Source organism: Spirosoma flavum (assembly GCF_042686045.1).
Classification (GTDB): domain Bacteria; phylum Bacteroidota; class Bacteroidia; order Cytophagales; family Spirosomataceae; genus Spirosoma; species Spirosoma flavum.
On sequence record NZ_JBHUOM010000048.1, the window covers coordinates 236,261 to 256,174 of the forward strand.

The window sequence follows — 19,914 nt, forward strand, 5'->3', positions numbered from 1 at the left end:
TCACTTTCCCCTATTTGTTAACCAGTATACTCCATTTATTAAGTCAGGCTCTTAGTTGACGAGTGTAATCTATAGCTTTCCAGCCAAAATAGATTTTACATGTTCCTTATTCGTCTACTGGCCTTCTGGTTTGTAGTCTGCCTGATGGCGGGCCAATCAGTCGCGCAAACTGCCTCCCAAAAAATGATTGGAGAATACTATCTAACTGGTGTCCGCGAAGTTGGCGCAGGAATCAAACTAAACGCCGATTTTACGTTTGACTTTTTCTTTTCTTATGGTGCCCTCGACCGACTGGGACATGGCACTTGGAAACAACAGGGCAGTCAGCTTCGGTTAATCAGTCGGCCTCGTCCACCGAAAGATTTTGCGCTTATCTCAAGCCAGACTGTTCCGGGTGATTCAATTACTATCCGCATCGTTGACCAGAATAAACAACTGCTACAATACGTAGAATGCGCCATAAAAAGTGGAGCTAAAATTCAGCGAGAAGGAACGGACACAGACGGAGAAGCCCATTTTCTAAAACGAGCCGTTGAATTCACCAAATTGGAGGCCGAAGCCATTTCGTTGCGATTTGACCTTTGCCCGGATCGATACTCTGTATTTCCAATAACCGACAAAGCACACAACTACTTCGAATTTCGGTTTGAACCCTGGATTAGCGAAGCCTTTTTTGAGAACGTAACGTACACAATCTCCGGTAATAACTTTAAGGGACCATTGTCAATCCTGGAACCCAATGAAACATATCAGTTCAAGCGACAGTAAAATGGTCGTATAAATTCAGTCTATCAGACGTGATTGAACACAAATAACGTACTGAAGTACCCTCCCGTAACCAAAATTTAAGCACAAAAAAAGCCCGGCTGTTCGGACCAGCCGGGCAAAAAATCAAACTCCAACGGTGTCCTGTCGGTGTTTTATTCATTTTTGACAGCGTAAAGGTATGTATTGTGGGAGTAAAGAAAAACCAGAATTTTTTTTCGAGAAACCTTAGGCTCGCCAGTAGCAGAAAATTGATAGTCTCGTCAGTTCAGTTCTTATATTGATAAGAAAATAGCCCTTCGCAGACTACTATTGATTATCTGTTTTACTGTTGTCTGATATTTGCATAGGTATAAAAGACCCACTATCTCAAAAAAAAGCCCGCTGCATTCGTATGAATGCAGCGGGCGGGAATCTGGGTGAGCGGCTGGACTTGTCCGAAAAGGCTAGCCGCAGTTGAGTTGAGACGTGTAGTATAATAGTCAGAGGACTATTTACATAACCATCACTTGCTTAGTGTTTGATGTCGATGCGCGACGTAAATTGCTTCTGACTCGGGCCAACGATGAACGTATATGCACCATCAGGCAGGCCTGACAGGTCGAACCGACCAACTGAACCTTTGAACGCGTTGGCTTGTACCAGAACGTTCTGAGCATCGTAAATAGCGACGCTAGCTTCTTCTACGTTTTTAGCAGGCAAGTTCACTTCGAACTTGTTCTTTTCGTAGGCTGTCAGCGTTGGTTGCGTTAATTGTTGCAGATTATGCTCATCTACGATAAGCGCGTTACCTTTTATTGTTATCCCTTGGGACATCCAATACGTATCGTTAGTCGCTGTTATGTAATATTGACCATCGGGTAGGCTATTCAGGTTGAACGAAGTCGTTCCCTGCTTGCTCTTAGCGACAACTCCTTTGTAAAGCACGTTGCCGTCGGCGTCGATAATCGCCACGTCAACGGTTGCTCCTACTTGTGTATTAAGGCGTACCTTCTTTTGCTCGGACTTCTCAACATTCACCCCGTTTGTTACTGAACCATTGTCGGCTTTAGCATCTCCCATGCCAGCCAGACCCCATACTGAAAGTAGTATAGCAATTGATAAACGGAATTGTTTCATTGGATATGGATTTTATATTTTTCCGTGACAAAGGTGAGTGTAAAAGCCTATCCAGCGCAATAGGCATTAGCCTTATTACCAGTCTTTCAAGGAAAATTCACCTAAAAAGACAATTAATTAGTAGCATAATAGGTCACTTATCAAAAAAGTACAACAAGTCCCTATTAAGTACGCATTTTTGCATTTTTCTAATATTCTTAATTTTTAGGACAATCTACTTTCTGAAAAACAATTTTCATAGAAATAATACAATTCAGCAAAAACAGGAGAAATACAAAGAGGTTTTTTTTAGTTAAGTCAAGCTTATTTCTTGGGCAATCAAACAAAATAGCGTATACTGAAACGACTACCGGTTGTACCTCTCTTTTCTCTCGCAACCTTCCCCGTTGCTTCCGGGTTTATAGAAACAACTACCATTATTCATACTTACACCCGCCCCTAACACAGCATGGACTTTATCGATTACTATAGCGTCCTGGGTATACCGAAAACGGCGTCGGACGAAGACATTAAGAAAGCGTACCGGAAATTGGCTAGAAAACATCACCCTGATTTAAATCCGAACGACGCGGAAGCCAATAAAAAATTCCAGCAGATCAACGAAGCGAACGAAGTTTTGAGTGATTCCGAAAAGCGTAAGAAGTATGATCAGTACGGCAAAGACTGGCAACATGCTGAGCAATTCGAGCAAGCCCGGCAACAGCAGCAGTCGGGTCGGCAATATGCGCAAAGCAGTACGGGTACGGGAGATTATGATTTTTCGGATGGCTTTGGTGGGACTGGTTTCTCCGACTTCTTTTCATCCATGTTTGGACAGGACGCGGGCACACGAAGCGAACGACGGCAGGCAACCTTCCGAGGTCAGGATTATCAATCCGAGTTGCATCTTAACCTTCGGGATGCCTACACTACGCACAAACAAACACTGACGGTTAATGGCAAAAATATTCGTATCACGGTACCAGCCGGTGTCGAAAACGGGCAAAAGATAAAGCTGGCTGGTTATGGCGCACCGGGTGTCAATGGTGGTCCAAATGGTGATCTGTTCATTACATTCGTTATCGCCGATGATAGCCGGTATAAACGCAAAGGAAACGATTTGTACGTCACCGAAGAGGTCGACTTATACACGGCGCTCTTGGGTGGCGAGAAAGTCATCGAAACGTTAGCCAACAAAGTGAAGGTGATGGTGTCTCCCGAAATCCAGAACGGCACGAAAGTAAGGCTGAAAGGCAAAGGATTTCCCATTTACAAACAAGACGGCTCGTTCGGCGATCTATACGTTCAGTGGCAAATAAAACTGCCAACGAACTTAACAGACGAACAAAAAGAATTATTCCAAAAACTAGCCACCTTATAACCTGGTTGAACCTATGCAACCTAACAACCTAATCCCCGTCAGTGAATTCTGTGTGTACCACCACATCGAAATTACATTTGTTCACTCCCTTGAGCAGCGAGGGCTTGTCGAAACAATCACGATAGAACGATCGGTCTATGTTCAGCCAGAACAATTAGCCCGTCTGGAAAAACTAGTCCGGCTTCATCAGGAACTTGCCATTCACCCCGACGATCTGGACGTGGTAACCGATTTGTTAGATCGCGTGGAAGGTCTACAGCATCAGGTAACTCAATTGCAAAATCAACTGGTTTTCTACAAACAGGTTGATAACTGATCATCGTGTTAAGCACCTAGTTAAATGGCCGTAAAAACAGTATTTGGCTTGTGAATTAAGGGTGATATTGACTGTGTAGATCAAACGGATTACCTTGTAGAAAATAAACGGTTTAGATCATGGCTGGATTCTTCAACAAAGGGTTTGGACGCAAGCGCGAGTCTGTGTCTAGCGATCGAATTCCCCCCGGACAATACGAAACCCGCGACTTTCCGGTGTTGACGGCCGGACCAACACCCCGTATTCCACTCACGACCTGGACGTTTACTCTCGATGGCTTGGTCGAAACGCCGATGCAGTGGACCTGGGATCAGTTTAATGCATTACCACAGCAATCCTTTACGAATGATATTCACTGCGTGACGAAGTGGTCGAAACTGGATACGCATTGGGAAGGTGTTAGTATTGATACGTTGCTCGAACATGCCAATGTGAAGCCGGAGGCCAGTTACGTAATGGCGTACTCTTACGGCGACTATACAACCAATATCCCCCTCGTTGATCTTCTTAAAGGTAAAGCATTTATTGGACTCCGTTTTGACGGGCAGCCGCTGGCTCCCGAACATGGCGGTCCTGCCAGACTGGTCATTCCACATTTATATTTCTGGAAAAGTGCCAAGTGGATTAAAGGATTGACGTTTATGGAAACAGATAAGCCGGGCTTCTGGGAGCGTGGAGGCTATAGTATGTACGGTGATCCCTGGAAGGAGCAACGATATCGTAGTGACGACTGAGCCAGTTAATTTATAGCATGGAAAAATTTCATTGGCAGGTAGCACGGGTAAAATCCATTGTACAGGAGACGACCCGGGTAAAAACGTTTACGCTACAACTGACTCAGTGGATACCGCATTTACCTGGTCAGCATTACGATATTCGTCTAACATCCGAAGATGGCTATCAGGCTGAACGAAGCTATTCGATTGCATCACCACCAGAGCAGACCGGCGAAATCGACCTAACCATTGAACTCATAGATGATGGTGAAGTCTCGTCCTATCTATATGATGGTATCGCAGTGGGCGATCCACTAGAGGTGCGCGGCCCAATTGGAGGCTATTTTGTCTGGAAGGATACCATGTCAGCCGAACCTCTTTTATTAGTTGCTGGCGGTTCTGGTGTAGTGCCGCTGATGGCTATGCTCCGTCATCGGGCCAGAATCAGCGCGACTAACCCTACAACGCTACTTTTCAGTATTCGTACGGCTGAAGATGTCATCTACAGAAATGAGTTAGAAGAACTTGCAAAACAGGACACTCACTTCAACTTAATTTTCACGTTCACCCGGCAGGCTCCATCTGGCTGGACTGGGTATCAACGTCGGGTTGATCAGCCAATGCTGACTGATGTATTGAAACGGTTCGAGAGCCAGCCAAACTGTTTCGTTTGCGGACCTACTTCACTCGTCGAACAAGTTGCTAATACGTTAGTTGACTTGGGTTTACCAGACTCCATTATCCGAACCGAGCGGTTTGGCCCAACCGGGACATAGATAATTCTTCGACTCACAGCGTGTCATAATCACAGAAGCTGATAGGATAGACCAATTCGGGAATAGTCGTTACTCTTGCCGAAATTATTACGGGTATGAATAGTGCTATTAGTCAGTAAGCGACTTAAACTGAGCAACTAATCGTCACTGCTATACATTAGCCAATCGAACGCCCCTTAATTAATCAATTAACTGGATGCCAGTCATATATCGCCTTTTACTTGTAATCAGCGCACTTTTTATCAATGTTCACACTACAATGGCCCAGACGTCTAAACGCCCTCGCGAGTACGGTATTCGGTTTGGTGTATTGCCAACCGGTCCTCTCAATGCTATTACGGATGTGCCGGGTGTTCGGGTAGGGCAAGTAACGATCAACGAGGGCAAGAGCATCCGCACAGGTGTTACAGCCATTATAGCACACGACGGCAATCAATTTCAGCAGAAAAGCCCGGCTGCTATTTATATCGGGAATGGGTTTGGCAAATTGATGGGATATAGCCAGGTGGAAGAGCTGGGTACACTCGAAACGCCTATTATTTTAACCAATACGCTAAGCGTCCCGACCGCAGCCGACGCACTAATTGATTATACGTTGGCTCAGAAGGGTAACGAGCAGGTACGTTCGGTAAACTCAATAGTGGGCGAAACAAACGACGGCTTTCTGAATGACATTCGTGGGCGGCACGTTACGAAACAGCATGTTCTTGACGCCATTCGGCAAGCAAAAACCGGCGCCGTCGAAGAAGGTAATGTTGGCGCCGGGACCGGAACTGTTTGCTTTGGTTTCAAAGGGGGTATCGGTAGTTCATCCCGGAAATTACCCGCGTCGTTGGGCGGCTACACAGTGGGGGTTCTGGTACAGACAAATTTTGGGGGTGTTTTACAAATTGCTGGCGTCCCGATTGGCGTGGAACTAGGCCGTTATGATTTTAAAAAGAACCTCGATGGCTCGTGCATGATGGTTGTCTTGACCGATGCGCCATTAGATGCCCGAAACCTTAAACGGCTGGCCAAACGGGCGTTCATGGGGTTGGCGCAAACGGGTGGAATTGCGTCGAATGGCAGTGGAGATTATGTCATCGCAGTATCGACGGCCTACCACATTCCGCACGAGACGACCAGTTCCTTCGATGAACTGAAATTAGTACGCAACGATAACGTCTCACCACTGTTTTTGGCCGCTATCGAAGCCACCGAAGAAGCGATTATTAACTCCCTGTTTGCCGCCCAAACCCTCTCCGGTGATCAGGGTCATCAGATTGACAAGTTGCCCATTGAAAAAGTGGTAGAGTTATTGAAGAAAGCCGGTCAGGCACGATAAACGTTTACCTACTCTTAGCTTACGTATTCTGTCTTCCCTGCGCTACTCTCCACAGCATTATGGCAAGTCCGGCAAAAATCAATGCGCCCAGTAACATGTAGCCACCTTCGCCCAAGACGCTTCCCAACATAGGTTCCAGCGTTAGCGATGCCAATGCGTTGTAGATAGAATCGTTAACCGACAATAAAGCCACGGCAACACCCGCTAAGGCACCGCCAGCTACCAATCCCGTCGCGAATAGATTACCTTTCCCCAAGTCAGCATCTGCCTCTACGGTGCCTTTTCGCTTAGCGTTCCAGTCAACGATAGCTTTAACCAGACCACCCGCAAAAATGGGCAGTGTAGTTGATAGAGGCAAATACAGACCCACGGCGAACGCCAGTGCACTGACACCGACTAACTCGAAGACAAAGGCGATAAACGCGCCGACCAGCACAAACTGCCAATCAAGGCTGAACGACAACAACCCTTTGATGAGCGTTGCCATAAGCGTTCCCTGTGGAGCCGGAAACTTGTCGGAACCGATGGCGTGAGTGATACCCTGGGCTATCAGATCAGGGGTGGGCGTGTCTAGAATCTTTACGGTTGCGCCAACCACCAGTGAGGAGACAATGACACCAATAAATAAAGCCATCTGCTGGTATTTTGGTGTTGCCCCGACGATATAGCCTGTTTTTAGATCCTGCGAGGTACCACCGGCATTAGCCGCGGCTACACAAATCATACTCCCTACAACCAATACAGCCGGTTCGTATGCCTTTCCTGTCAGTCCAAAACCAATGAAAACGAGTGATGTTCCCATAATAGTAGCAATGGTCATACCTGATACAGGCGACGAACTCGACCCGATCAACCCCACAATCCGGCTGGCGACGGTCACAAAAAAGAAGCCGAAGACGATTACAAGCACAGCAATCAGCAACTTGGTTAGCAACGAATCGCCCGGAATTTGTGGGAGTACGACCATTAATGCCGCCAACACGATACTCCCGATAACGACAATCCGAACGCTTAAGTCCTGCTCAGTGCGCGGGGTACGGGGGCTTTCACTCAACGCATTTTCTGTCTCAATGGCACTGATAGACGCTCGACTAAAGCTTTGACGAAACGAAGACACAATGGTCGGGATGGTTTTTATAAGTGTCATGAAACCACCTGCTGTGACGGCCCCTGCACCAATTTGTCGAATATAAGCTCGGTATATAGCCGCTGCTGTGTCAGAAAATGTGTGCGTGGTTGGATTCCAGCCACCGGGTCCGCCTGCTGTTTGGAGATTAGCTAAATACCCAAGTTTCTGTAATTGCAGGGCAATCGTGTCGCCTGGTACAACCGACGCCAGTAATGGAATTAGCGCCAGCCACGCCAGAATACCACCCCCAACCAGTACGGCTGAAATACGAAACCCGATAATATAGCCAACGCCCAGATACTCCGGCGTTATTTCCCCGGAAATCTGCGCCGATGGAAAATAACGGTTTGTTTGCCTGGTTGCCCAGACCGGCACTTCGGCAATAACATGCAATACCTTCTGTAACAGAGCGTATAGCAAAGCCATACCTAAACCCTGATAGGCTGTTTTGGCAAAATCACCGCCTTTCTCACCGGCAATCAGTACCGACGCGCAAGCCGTACCTTCAGGATAGGGAAGCGTACCATGCTCCTGCACAATGAGCGACCGGCGCAGCGGAATCATCATCAGTGTACCGATCAGGCCACCAAGAATTGCCAGCGTCAGAATAGTCCAATAGTTGAAGAAATCGGCTCCGCTCCCGGCGGTCAAAAACAAAAACCCCGGCATGGTAAACACTACCCCTGATGCAATACTCTCACCCGCCGAGCCGGTTGTCTGGATAATATTGTTTTCGAGAATAGTGGTGTTCAAAAATCGTCGCCCGAGCGAAATAGCCAGTACCGCAATCGGTATAGAAGCGGATACCGAGAGTCCGGCTTTTAAGGAAAGATAGACCGTTGCCGCGCCGAACAGCACCCCAAATACCGCACCAGTAATAATAGCTTTTAGTGTAAACTCGGCGGGGGATTCCGTTGCGGGCACAAACGGTTTATGGACATGCGTGGTTAAGGACATCGTCTTATGGTTTGTTATGCTTCATTCCTGAGCATGACAAAGTAAGACATTCTCCAAACATACCGAAAGATGACTCCAAACTCTATTGGATTGCTCTCGGCGTGTATTTGTCCATTACATCACTGGGATGAATCTCAAGCACGTTGGCCAGCACCAGCAACACAAGTGTTCGGGAGGCAATTCGACGCGAAATACCAGCAATGGACGCAAACAGATCGACCGTTATGCTGTTGTGTTCGCCGAGATGCTGCATGAGTTTGTGTTCTTTATCACCGTAGCTGAAGCGAATAGATCGCTCGGCCTGTTCACCTTTCAGAATCTCACGCACTTCCCGGCTGGCCTGCACCGACTTATCATCCACGCGCACATAAGCTTTCTTCGTATCGGGATCGGCTGGGTCGGGAATGATGTAATGCGGGCGAGTTGGACTACGGGGCACCCGAATAACCAGAACTTCGCGCTCGTCGTAAAGCTGTACTCGCTCTATGGTGTAGGAAATACGTGGAAAACAAAAATTGTTGATTGCCCGGACGAGCAGATATTCGTCCTCATCGGCGTATTTTAACCCCGGAATCTTCTTGTCATCACTGACGCCGATGAGCATGGTCCCGCCGTTTGTATTGGCGAAGGCAACCACCCCTCGAATGATTTTTTCGGGATGATTCGTTTTCAGCTTGAACTCTAAATTGCTACCCTCTCCCCGTCTGACCAGGTTTTTGAGTGCCTGATAGTCCATAACCGATGGGTTCATCTGGTTGAGCACTGACTTACTTTTAAAGATACGGGATTCTCACAAACTTGCAAGTAGTTGGCCTGTTTTTCTATTTTTCGTTAAAAACAAGGCTTATATCTGCCAACTTTTCAATGACACAAACCGTTAGTGAAGTAGATAATCTGATAGCCAGAAAGGAAGCGATGCAAGTGCCTGTCGGCTTCTAATTTGTATTACTTAAGAAACACAAAAATGCTGGTAAATGTTGCTTTGGTTTTAGGGACTTTCCTCTTTATGGAAGGTGTTGCGTGGTTTACGCACAAATATGTTATGCACGGTTTTTTATGGAATTGGCATAGCGATCACCACAATCATCACAACGGTTTTTTTGAGATCAATGATTTGTTTGCGGTTGTTTTCAGCATAACCGCTATTGGTCTGATTTTTACGGGTGTAGAGATTCCTGAATTACAGTTTTTAACGTGGATCGGCGCGGGCGTAACCCTCTATGGGTTATTCTATTTTATCTTCCATGATATCATCGTCCATCGACGCGTAAAGATGAAGATCGACACCAGTGGACGATATATGCAGCGTATCATGCGCGCGCACTATATCCACCACAAAGTGCACACAAGAGCGGGAGCCGAAGCGTTTGGCTTTCTTTACGCACCCAAAAAATATGACCGGTCAGTAAAAAGCAAAAAGGCCGAAACCAACTCAAAATCGGCATCGGCTTAATCAGCGTACAGTCTGTATCAAAAAAGGCGTAACCCAGATTAATGGATACGCCTTTTTTATTGCCTTTTACCCAAACGACTCAATACTCGTCTTCGTTGAAAAAGAAGTCATCCTTGGTTGGATAGTCCGGCCAAATTTCTTCAATACTTTCATAGGGCTGACCATCGTCTTCGAGTTCCTGAAGGTTCTCAACTACTTCAAGCGGGGCACCAGAGCGAATCGAAAAGTCAATCAGTTCGTCTTTTGTGGCAGGCCAGGGGGCATCTTCCAGATAGGATGCAAGTTCGAGTGTCCAGTACATAGTGTATTCGATATTTTAATGACTATTTTCTAATATGGGTGCAAAAGTAAAAAAACCGTTAATATCCAAGCTCTTTTTAGTAAAAATGTTCTCGGTTGTTCTTTTGACGATTTAGGCCATTAACGCATAAAACCAACGTTTGTTTCTATTCCAGCAAATAAACCGGCTATTTCACATTTCGAAAATGAGTGTGAAGCATCGATAATTTATTTTGCTTTGTGCTAGTGCTGCCTTTCGTTACCCAATCTTAGCCAAAATAAACGTAGAACGGCGATTTACCAAATTTACGTCGCACATTCATTTGTAACACCGCTTATGCTACTTGAAGTATGTGCCTATTCGCTCAATTCTTGCCTAACTGCTCAACGAGCCGGGGCCGACCGAATTGAATTATGCGGTGGTCTGGCCGAAGGCGGAACTACGCCCAGTGCGGGACTTATTCAACTGGCACGCAAGCACCTAACCATTCCTTTATACGTAATGATTCGGCCACGGGGGGGCGATTTCTTATACTCAGAATCAGAATTGGCTGTTATGAAAGCCGACATAAGTTTGGCTAAAACAATTGGTGTCGATGGTGTTGTGTTGGGCGTTTTGCAAGCCGACGGTACGGTCGATGAGATCCAAACCCGACAACTTATCGATCTGGCGAGGCCCTTACCCGTTACCTTTCACCGGGCGTTCGATATGACCCGCGACCCATTTGAAGCACTCGAAGCCATTATTCGCACTGGTGCTATCCGTATTCTCACCTCCGGCCAGCAACAAACGGCCGAAAATGGCTTATCGATACTCCGCCAACTAACGCAACAGGCTGCCGGACGAATTGACATTATGGCTGGTGCCGGAGTGAATGCCAAGAATGCTCAGCTACTTATCGAAACGGGTGCTGATGCGCTGCATTTAAGTGGTAGTCAGAAAGAAGACAGCGACATGGTTTTTCGCCAGCCATTAGTATCAATGGCTTCCGTTGTGCCAGATGAATATGAACACATCGAAGCTAGTGAAGAAAAAATCAGAGCCGTGATTGAGCACACTCGATCAGTCACAAAATAATCGCTCGATTCCCCGAAATAAATACCCGGTCGTTAAAAACTAATTTCAACGCCTGCGACAAGACAATTTTTTCTACATCTTTACCCTCTGTCGACATATCCGTTGCCGTGTGCCGATGATCCACTTCTTTCACATTCTGGGCGATAATTGGGCCTTCGTCTAAGTCATTATTGACAAAGTGAGCCGTTGCACCAATAATTTTAACGCCCCGTTCATAAGCCTGACGATATGGATTAGCCCCCACAAACGCCGGCAAAAATGAGTGATGAATGTTGATAATTCGGTTCGGGAAATTATCGACAAAACCAGCCGTCAGCACGCGCATATACTTAGCCAATACAACATATTCTGGCTCATAGATTGCCATCGTCCGTAAAATAGCTTCCTCATGTTCGTCGCGGGTTTTGCCCTCGTGCGAAATGTAGTGGAACGGAATTCCGAACTTGCTTACCAGCGGTTGCAAAAGATTATAATTGCTCACAACAGCCAGAATATCAGCATCCAACTCATCGAATGCATAGCGAATCAATAACTCGCCCAGGCAGTGGTGCTCCTTCGTCACCATCACAACAATATTTTTCTTGCGTTTGGGATTTAAGCGAAATGTAATGCCTGATTGACCAGCGACATTTTCTGGCTTATCAGGGAGGACATGGGCATCATCAATAGTATGATCACTTGAATTGGGCAACTCTGTCTGTAATTCACTTAATAAAGCGGCACTGTCGAGCGTACCTTCAAACTCTGTTCGCATGAAAAAACGTCCCGACGGGCTCACATACTCATCGTTGTGAATGATATTCAGGTTACGACGGAACAACACGCCTGTTACGTGATAAATCAGGCCCTTACTATCGGGGCCATCCATGAGCAATATATGTTTATCGGGAACCGTCATACATCGTTTCGAATAAATCAGTTAAAAGTAGTAAATGCCAAGTGTTTATTCCTTTAATTTGAGCTTTAAGCCTCTTCATGCATGGTAAATCGACGCCGTTTTCTCACTCTTAGTTCGCTGGCCGGGCTTCTTCCTTCGCTGTCGTTTAGTCACTCAAACTTACCCACCGTTGGCGCAAAAGGAATTCATGCCCTTATAGAACCAGCCCCCCTTGACCCGGTAAGGAATGAGTTACCACCCTCTGCTCCGATGGTCTTTTCGACCTGGAAACAACCCAAAGCCAATGCTGCCGCTCAAGCCGTACTTGATCGGGGCGGTAGCGCACTGGATGCGGTTGAAGCTGGAGTTCGCATACCGGAAGCCGACCCAGACGATATGAGCGTTGGCTATGGTGGTCGCCCTGACCGTGATGGTCATGTTACCCTCGACGCCTGTATTATGGACGAGAAAGGGAATGCAGGCTCTGTTACATTTCTTGAGGACATTATGCATCCCATTTCAGTAGCGCGAGCAGTTATGGAAAAAACACCTCATGTAATGCTTAGTGGTGAAGGTGCCCTCAACTTTGCGCTTTCACAGGGGTTTAAAAAAGAAAATTTACTCACAAAAAAGGCCGAAAAAGAATGGCGCGAATGGCTTAAAACAGCTAAATACAAACCCATCGCTAATATTGAGCGACATGATACTATTGGCATGTTAGCCATAGACAATCAGGGTAATATTTCAGGAGCCTGTACAACAAGCGGTTTAGCCTACAAAATGCGCGGCCGCGTTGGTGATTCTCCTATTATTGGAGCAGGTTTATTTGTTGACAATGAGATTGGTGGGGCCTGCGCTACTGGGCTGGGTGAGTTGGTTATGCGAACTTGTGGTTCTTTTTTAGTTGTGGAGTTGATGCGGCAAGGGCGAACACCGCAGCAGGCTTGTGAAGAAGCGGCACTACGCATTGTTAAGAAGCAGGAGTTCAAAGATATACAGGTCGGTTTCCTGGCGGTGAACAAGCAGGGCGAGTACGGTGCTTTTAGTATTCAGCCTGGGTTTAGTTATACGTTATCTCAGAATAAACAAACGCAAGTGACAGATGCCAAGTCTTATTTAAAATAAACAAATTTATCTCTTATTGTTTATATTGTTTATTTGCACAAGAAAGGCTCTGAAAGTCATTATAATTAACCATTGCGCCAAAACAACTAACTAATTTGGAAGCGGCATTCTCAACATCGAAGCGGAAATTACTACTGGAAATCGCCTGGGAGGTGTGTAATCAAGTAGGTGGAATTTATACAGTTATCCGGTCAAAAGTACCGGCAATGGTCGAAAAGTGGGATGATAATTATGTCGCAATAGGCCCTTATTTTCCTCAACGCGCAGCCGCTGAATTTGAACCCATTACCGAACCCGACGAAACTGAAATTGGGCAAACTGTTCGTAAAATGAGGCAATTAGGCTACCGCGTCGAGTATGGCTATTGGCTTGTTACCGGACGTCCGCGTGTCGTGCTTTTCGATATTAGTAGCACTAGTATTGACCAGCTAAATGATATAAAGACTCAGCTTTGGATCAATCATCAACTCTCGACTCTGAACATTGAAGACCTTGTTAATCAGACAATTGTCTTTGGCGAGATGGTTCGGGTGTTTATTTCACTCTTAGCTGAAGACCATGCCCGGCGCGTTGATTTCGTCGCGCATTTCCACGAATGGATGGCCAGTACTGGCTTGCCCGACCTGCGCCGAAACAACGTAAAAGTTGCAACCGTGTTCACTACGCACGCAACGATGCTTGGTCGTTATCTGGCTCAGAACGAACCCGGCTTTTACGGTAAGCTCCCGTTTTTTGACTGGAAACGCGAAGCGCAGCACTACGGCATTGAAACACAGGCAACTATAGAACGATTGGCGGCCTTGCAAGCGCACGTTTTTACAACTGTCAGCGATGTAACAGCGCGCGAATGTGAAGTATTTCTGGGCCGAAATCCTGATCTTGTCCTACCAAATGGACTAAACGTAACTCGGTTTGCGGCAGTCCACGAGTTTCAGAATCTGCACGTTCGATACAAGCAAAAGATTCATGAGTTTATCATGGGTCACTTCTTCCAGAGTTATTCATTCGATCTTGAAAAAACGCTGTATTTCTTCACATCAGGCCGGTTTGAGTTTACAAACAAAGGCTATGACCTAACGCTGGAAGCCCTTGCCCGACTGAATTTTCGAATGCGAGAGGCCAATATGGACATGACGGTGGTAATGTTTATGGTCACCAAACAGCCCTATACATCCATCAACCCCGAGGTGCTTCACTCAAGGGCCTTGCTCGACGAAATTCAGGAAACCTGCGAGAGCATTGAAAAGCAAGTGGGCGAGCGGTTGTTTCAAGCAGCAGCATCTGATCCTCAGGGAACAACATTACCTGATTTGAATGGCTTTGTCGATGAATACTGGCGACTTCGTCTCCGGAGAACAGTGCAAAGCTGGAAAACCAAGCACCTGCCGCCTTTTGTCACCCATAATCTGGTTCAGGAAGACGATATGACTCGGTTTATCCGAAAGGCTAATTTGGTCAATAACGAGTACGACCGGGTAAAAATCGTCTATCACCCCGACTTCATTGCTTCTACTAACCCTCTTTTTGGCTTAGATTATAGCCAATTTGTTCGTGGTTGTCACCTTGGTGTTTTTCCAAGCTATTACGAACCGTGGGGATACACGCCGTTAGAATGCGTTGTGCGCGGTATTCCAACCGTTACCAGCGACCAATCGGGCTTTGGTGATTTTATCATGCAAATCATGCGTGACTACGAAAATAGAGGTATTTATGTTATCAACCGCCGGACACAGTCGTTCAATGAAGCCGCCGATCAGCTAACGGATGTACTTTATCGTTTTGTCAGGATGGCTCAGCGTGACCGCATTCAGCAACGGAATCGCGTTGAGAGCATTGCCGATGTTTTCGACTGGACTAGCCTTCGCTCCTATTACGATACGGCGCACGATCTGGCATTGAAGCGAAAAAAATTCTGATAAGGTCATGGACAATGAATAATAGGAGTGAAAACCAGCCCACTATTACTCATTGTCCATGACTGGTATATTTTTATGATAAAAATTGGCATTATCAACGTTTCAGACCGGGCCAGCGCGGGCGTATATGAAGATATTCCGGGTAAGGCAGTTGTTAGTTTTCTAACCGAATGGCTAAGCTGCGACTGGCAGCCCGTATATCGAGTTATTCCCGACGAACAGGATCAACTTGAAGCGACAATGATCGAACTGGCCGACACGGAGGGGTGCTGTTTGGTTGTGACGACGGGTGGCACCGGCCCTGCCTTACGTGATGTAACGCCCGAAGCCACCGAAGCCGTTTGTAAAAAAATGATGCCCGGTTTCGGCGAACTGATGCGTCAGGAAAGCCTAAAATACGTCCCGACAGCTATACTATCGCGTCAGACGGCTGGTATCCGCAACCAGACGCTTATTTTAAATCTGCCAGGCAAACCCAAAGCTATCGGGCAATGTTTGTCGGTTGTGTTTCCCGCTATTCCTTATTGTATTGACCTTATTGGTGGCCCATTTCTGACCACACACGAGGATAAGATGAAGGTATTCCGGCCAAAAAGCTAGCGTTCCAGCCAACGACTTAAGCTAAAAAGAATATTTACTTATCCTCTCATTGATTTACTCGCAACACAGCTTATTTCATAAGCTGTGTTGCTGCTTATTCGACGTCCTACTACGCAACGTCAATTTTTATTCTACCTCGGATTACATCTCTCAGGAATTTTTTCAACTCTGACGACAGGCCCTTCAACTGCGTAAATAGGTTTCTCTGATTCATGGCTTTTTGTCTTGGACCGTGATGCAAAATAAAGAAAAATCCAACATTTGCTTAAGCCAATTTGCTTGCCATATATATAGCGTGACAGTCAGCGCTTACCAAACCTCAGAATTCCTGACCATTAACACATTAGTTATACAATTTATATATGTCTCACTGTGGAAAACTCACTTTTCCCATCGTGACTGTTGGAACGCCCTGCCTATTGCCGAAATAAGTGTTCCCACCAACTAAGCTTTCATTCGCTAAAACAGCAAATAGTACCGCTTCTTTCGCATCGCCGTTAATGCCGAGACTATCTGTTAATCCGAACGCACAATTAGGCAGTAATTTTTCGAGTCTACCAGTTAGTTCAGGGTTGTGCGCTCCTCCCCCACTCATGTAGATGCAAAAATCGCCTTCTTTCTTTTCATTGTTGGAGTTTAGTAAAATGCGACGGATGGCATCGGCAATGGTATCAGCACTGAATTGAACGAGGGTTGCCATCATATCTACAGCGGGTAAATTGGTGGTCTGACTGCGAGCCTGCGCTTCTTCAACATACGCGACATTAAATACTTCAGGGCCGGTTGTTTTCGGGAAGACAGCGTCAAAAAATGGGTTCGTTTTTAACGCCCGAAGTAAGTTTGGATTAACCTGACCCTGAGCCGCTAACCTCCCGTCTTCATCATACGGCTTGTTCAAAAATTTTCGTGCATATGCATCTAAAAGTGTATTGCCTGGGCCTGTATCAGTCGTAAAAACAGTGCTGGCATCTCCATCGGCGGGTAAGTAGGTGAAATTGGCAATACCACCCATATTGAGCAAAATACGATTCTCGCCTAATTTTGAAAACATAAAATAATCTCCGTAAACGGCCAATGGAGCTCCTTCACCCCCATGCGCGATGTGTTTCTGCCGAAAATCACTAAACGTAATAATTCCTGTTACAGCCGCAACGTGGTCACCATCGCCGATCTGGAGGGTAGCATTCGGGAACTTATCGCGCCGGTGCTGACTTTTGGGGGCGTGATATACAGTTTGACCATGACTGGCTACCGCGTCTATCTCACGGGGGTCTATGTCCCAGTCGTGTAGACAGTCGAGAATTAGTTGACCATGAAGTCGACCAATGTATGGATTTAACAAACAAAGCTGCTCAAAAACGATAGTTGTCTTGGCAAAAATAGTGCGAATCTCATTTTTCAGATCATCGTCATAGGGAACGGTGGCAAAGCGTTCGAGTACAACAGTTGTCTCGAGCCCACTACCCGAAATACGGCACAGAGCCACATCAAGGCCATCGAGAGACGTACCCGACATGAGACCAATAATTCGACGGTCGGGCTTTCGGGCAATGTCGTAAAGGTGCTGAATTTGTAGATTCATAAACATACTAATTGATTCTGACTGTTCTGTCGAATGCCCCAACTCGAAGCTTGGCATTCTCGCTTAAACAGACATTACGCAAATAACGCATGGATTTTTGGGGCGACGAGCAATTTTCTTTTTTTGAAAGTATTCTATTTTCAGCCTTAGGCCAGACGGTTCAAGTTATTGAAATGCAGGTTCTGTCAGGGGGCGGTATAAACTTGGCGGCCCAGGTATTTTCATCGGAAGGCGTTTTTTTCGTCAAATGGAATCAGCTGGATCCACACCTCGTAGATCAGCCCGATATGTTCGCGACCGAAGCCAGAGGGCTTGATTTACTCCGTGAGACCGATGCCTTGCAGATTCCGCAGGTAATTGGGTATGGCCATCACATAGATAAAGCATACCTCATTCTGGAATATATTGATCCAGGTAACCCTGACCAGGCGTATTGGGAAACCCTTGGTCGCTCATTAGCCGTTCTGCACTCGCACACGCAGCCAATGTTTGGATTAAACTTTGCGAATTATATCGGTTCGCTTCCGCAAACTAATACGCCTACGCCTAACGGCTATGATTTCTTTTTCGAGCATCGGTTGCTACCTCAGGCTGGTTTGGCCTTGTATAAAGGATTATTGTCCAAATCGACTTACGACGCATTGTTTCGGCTTCGTAAACGTTTGCCTGACCTGATTCCGAATGAACGGCCTGCCCTGCTTCATGGTGATTTGTGGTCGGGTAATGTGCTGGTCAACGAGGCCGGACAACCTGCCCTGGTTGACCCAGCCGTTTATTATGGTTTCCGCGAAGCTGAACTGGCTTTTACTAAATTATTTGCAGGTTTTGATGATCGTTTTTATGAGGCTTATCATGAAACGTTTCCACTTCAGGATGGTTTCGCCGAGCGCGTGGCTATCTATAACCTATACCCGTTGCTCGTTCACGTGAATCTGTTTGGCTCAGGCTATGTTAGTGGCGTAGAGCGCGTATTAAAACAGTTTTGAATTTGGGCTAATCAGAGGATTGGCTCATTAGAATATCACATGGTCAGTTGGGAAACTGGCCCAGAATTTATGGAAATTACTTCATTCGAACAGTTCGATTTAAATCGGCAGTTGCTTAATGCCGTAGCCGAACTTGGTTATACAGAACCGACACCTATTCAGCAGAAAACGATTCCACTGAGTCTGGGAAATCATGATGTGCTGGGCATTGCCCAAACTGGTACGGGAAAAACAGCGGCTTATTTGCTGCCAATACTTATGAAAGTCAAATACGCACAGGGGCCAAATCCCCGTGCGTTGATTATGGCTCCGACGCGCGAGTTGGTCATGCAAATTAACGAAGCCATCAGCGAATTAGGAAAGTATACTGATCTACGTCATCTCGCTATATATGGTGGGCTTGGGCCGAAAACGCAGATTGAAACGCTTCGCAAAGGAGTAGATATTCTTGTAGCGACTCCAGGTCGATTTATGGACCTTTATCGTTCCGGCGAGATTGTGACGAAAGATATTCGCACGATGGTACTTGATGAAGCCGACAAGATGATGGATATGGGGTTCATGCCCCAGATTCGGTCTATTCTGGAAATTATTCCGACCAAGCGGCAAAATCTTCTCTTTTCGGCCACTTTTGGCGGACGGGTCGAACGGCTATCAGGAGAATTTCTGGAAGCACCCATAAAGGTAGAAGTGACGCCCCAGGCATCGACCGCTGAAATGGTTAGTCAGGTGATTTACGAAGTTCCAAACTTCCGCACCAAAATTAATCTGCTGGACCACCTTATCACAAAAGAGTCTTTTCAGCGGGTTATCATTTTCGCCCGAACCAAAGGCACCGCTGAGAATATCTATAAGTTTCTGGCCCGCAAAGTAGTAGACACTGATAAAGTTCGGGTGATTCATGCCAACAAAGGGCAGAATACACGTATCAATGCAATGGAAGCCTTTAAAGAAGGCAACGTTCAGGTATTGGTGGCAACAGACGTGGCCGCTCGCGGTATTGATGTGGTCGAAGTAAGTCATGTAATCAACTTCGATTTGCCGTTGATTTACGAAGATTACGTGCACCGAATTGGACGAACTGGCCGTGCTAACCACACCGGGGAGGCCATTACATTCTTGACAAAAGCGGAGGAGTATCATGTGCAAAAGATTGAACGAGTTATTCGCATGACGATTCCCCGGCAACCTTTGCCGCCCCAGATTGAAGTCGTGGAAACCCCTTTCGAAGAAGAGCAGGCTATGCTGCGCGAAATTGACGAGCAACGACGCAAGGAAGATCCAACATTTCTAGGAGCTTTTCACGAGAAAAAAGCGTCCAATATGCCTCCTGGTGGTAAAGCACAACTAAAGACCAAAGTTAAAGTGCCAGGTACGAAAAAGCCAGCGACACCGGGTGTTGGGAGTGCCCGTTCAAGTGGCTCAAACCGCAGGTATAGCAGCGCAGCGAGCAGTAAATCAAGTGGCGCGAAGAAATCTGGTACACGCGGAGGACGTCGGTAATAGACCGCTAATGTACTAAGTTGGATTTTCTTTTCGTTGTATCGAAACAAAAC

Annotated in this window: 19 protein-coding genes; 13 read left to right on the plus strand and 6 right to left on the minus strand. The window is 46.4% G+C overall.

The genetic code is table 11. The annotated features are described in order from the left end of the window. The first annotated feature begins 99 nt into the window (after window positions 1–99). Window positions 100–768 carry a hypothetical protein gene (locus ACFS25_RS30045; RefSeq protein WP_381508650.1) on the plus strand — a complete coding sequence of 223 codons (669 nt, stop codon included), beginning with the start codon at window positions 100–102 and terminating at the stop codon, window positions 766–768. 510 nt (window positions 769–1,278) lie between these two features. On the opposite strand, the gene ACFS25_RS30050 is transcribed toward ACFS25_RS30045, so the two are convergent. Beyond that, entirely contained in the window at window positions 1,279–1,884 is a 606-nt protein-coding gene (locus ACFS25_RS30050; RefSeq protein ID WP_381508651.1) for a DUF3244 domain-containing protein, read from the minus strand. Window positions 1,885–2,332: 448 nt separating this feature from the next. Here ACFS25_RS30050 and ACFS25_RS30055 point away from each other — a divergent pair, with 448 nt between their 5' ends. The 5 genes from ACFS25_RS30055 to ACFS25_RS30075 all read left to right on the plus strand — a co-directional run bounded on the left by ACFS25_RS30055 (window position 2,333) and on the right by ACFS25_RS30075 (window position 6,376). Next, a complete protein-coding gene (locus tag ACFS25_RS30055; RefSeq protein ID WP_381508654.1) occupies window positions 2,333–3,244 on the plus strand; it encodes a DnaJ C-terminal domain-containing protein in 912 nt (303 codons plus the stop codon). A 13-nt stretch (window positions 3,245–3,257) separates the two neighbouring features. After that, window positions 3,258–3,560, plus strand: a complete 303-nt coding sequence (locus ACFS25_RS30060) for a chaperone modulator CbpM (RefSeq protein ID WP_381508656.1) — start codon at window positions 3,258–3,260, stop codon at window positions 3,558–3,560. 119 nt (window positions 3,561–3,679) lie between these two features. Further along, entirely contained in the window at window positions 3,680–4,294 is a 615-nt protein-coding gene (locus ACFS25_RS30065; protein ID WP_381508657.1) for a sulfite oxidase-like oxidoreductase, read from the plus strand. Window positions 4,295–4,311: 17 nt separating this feature from the next. Then, window positions 4,312–5,052: a ferredoxin reductase gene (locus ACFS25_RS30070; RefSeq protein ID WP_381508659.1), complete on the plus strand. Its 741-nt coding sequence runs from the start codon at window positions 4,312–4,314 to the stop codon at window positions 5,050–5,052. A gap of 196 nt (window positions 5,053–5,248) precedes the next feature. Next, window positions 5,249–6,376 carry a DmpA family aminopeptidase gene (locus tag ACFS25_RS30075; protein WP_381508661.1) on the plus strand — a complete coding sequence of 376 codons (1,128 nt, stop codon included), beginning with the start codon at window positions 5,249–5,251 and terminating at the stop codon, window positions 6,374–6,376. Window positions 6,377–6,395: 19 nt separating this feature from the next. Here ACFS25_RS30075 and ACFS25_RS30080 read toward each other — a convergent pair whose 3' ends face one another. Both ACFS25_RS30080 and ACFS25_RS30085 read right to left on the minus strand, forming a co-directional pair. Beyond that, window positions 6,396–8,462 (minus strand): OPT family oligopeptide transporter, encoded by a 2,067-nt coding sequence (locus ACFS25_RS30080; protein WP_381508663.1) that lies wholly within the window; start codon window positions 8,460–8,462, stop codon window positions 6,396–6,398. 82 nt (window positions 8,463–8,544) lie between these two features. Continuing rightward, the gene (locus ACFS25_RS30085; protein ID WP_381508665.1) at window positions 8,545–9,213 is read right to left on the minus strand and encodes an AlbA family DNA-binding domain-containing protein; all 669 of its coding nucleotides are present in this window, start codon (window positions 9,211–9,213) and stop codon (window positions 8,545–8,547) included. Window positions 9,214–9,426: 213 nt separating this feature from the next. Between ACFS25_RS30085 and ACFS25_RS30090 the strand changes: the two genes are divergently transcribed. After that, window positions 9,427–9,915: a sterol desaturase family protein gene (locus ACFS25_RS30090; RefSeq protein WP_381508667.1), complete on the plus strand. Its 489-nt coding sequence runs from the start codon at window positions 9,427–9,429 to the stop codon at window positions 9,913–9,915. 79 nt (window positions 9,916–9,994) lie between these two features. On the opposite strand, the gene ACFS25_RS30095 is transcribed toward ACFS25_RS30090, so the two are convergent. Further along, window positions 9,995–10,216, minus strand: coding sequence for a DUF2795 domain-containing protein (locus ACFS25_RS30095; RefSeq protein WP_015329640.1), 222 nt, complete (start codon window positions 10,214–10,216; stop codon window positions 9,995–9,997). A gap of 315 nt (window positions 10,217–10,531) precedes the next feature. On the opposite strand from ACFS25_RS30095, the gene ACFS25_RS30100 reads away from it, so the two are divergent. Further along, on the plus strand, window positions 10,532–11,272 hold the full coding sequence (locus tag ACFS25_RS30100; protein WP_381508669.1) for a copper homeostasis protein CutC: 741 nt from the start codon (window positions 10,532–10,534) through the stop codon (window positions 11,270–11,272). Here ACFS25_RS30100 and purU read toward each other — a convergent pair. Continuing rightward, on the minus strand, window positions 11,262–12,170 hold the full coding sequence (gene purU, locus ACFS25_RS30105) for a formyltetrahydrofolate deformylase (protein ID WP_381508671.1): 909 nt from the start codon (window positions 12,168–12,170) through the stop codon (window positions 11,262–11,264). The two genes, ACFS25_RS30100 and purU, sit on opposite strands and share 11 nt — an antisense overlap. A gap of 81 nt (window positions 12,171–12,251) precedes the next feature. On the opposite strand from purU, the gene ACFS25_RS30110 reads away from it, so the two are divergent. The 3 genes from ACFS25_RS30110 to mog all read left to right on the plus strand — a co-directional run bounded on the left by ACFS25_RS30110 (window position 12,252) and on the right by mog (window position 15,790). After that, window positions 12,252–13,274, plus strand: a complete 1,023-nt coding sequence (locus ACFS25_RS30110) for an isoaspartyl peptidase/L-asparaginase family protein (RefSeq protein ID WP_381508673.1) — start codon at window positions 12,252–12,254, stop codon at window positions 13,272–13,274. A gap of 95 nt (window positions 13,275–13,369) precedes the next feature. Next, on the plus strand, window positions 13,370–15,190 hold the full coding sequence (locus ACFS25_RS30115; protein ID WP_381508675.1) for a glycosyltransferase: 1,821 nt from the start codon (window positions 13,370–13,372) through the stop codon (window positions 15,188–15,190). Window positions 15,191–15,265: 75 nt separating this feature from the next. Further along, a complete protein-coding gene (gene mog / locus ACFS25_RS30120) occupies window positions 15,266–15,790 on the plus strand; it encodes a molybdopterin adenylyltransferase (protein ID WP_381508676.1) in 525 nt (174 codons plus the stop codon). 367 nt (window positions 15,791–16,157) lie between these two features. Here the strand turns inward: mog and ACFS25_RS30125 are convergent, their stop codons facing one another. Then, complete coding sequence (locus ACFS25_RS30125) at window positions 16,158–17,372, minus strand: anhydro-N-acetylmuramic acid kinase (protein WP_381508678.1); 1,215 nt, start codon at window positions 17,370–17,372, stop codon at window positions 16,158–16,160. An 89-nt stretch (window positions 17,373–17,461) separates the two neighbouring features. Here ACFS25_RS30125 and ACFS25_RS30130 point away from each other — a divergent pair, with 89 nt between their 5' ends. Both ACFS25_RS30130 and ACFS25_RS30135 read left to right on the plus strand, forming a co-directional pair. Beyond that, on the plus strand, window positions 17,462–18,358 hold the full coding sequence (locus ACFS25_RS30130; RefSeq protein WP_381508680.1) for a fructosamine kinase family protein: 897 nt from the start codon (window positions 17,462–17,464) through the stop codon (window positions 18,356–18,358). A 69-nt stretch (window positions 18,359–18,427) separates the two neighbouring features. Next, window positions 18,428–19,861 (plus strand): DEAD/DEAH box helicase, encoded by a 1,434-nt coding sequence (locus tag ACFS25_RS30135; protein ID WP_381508682.1) that lies wholly within the window; start codon window positions 18,428–18,430, stop codon window positions 19,859–19,861. The last annotated feature ends 53 nt before the right edge of the window (window positions 19,862–19,914 follow it).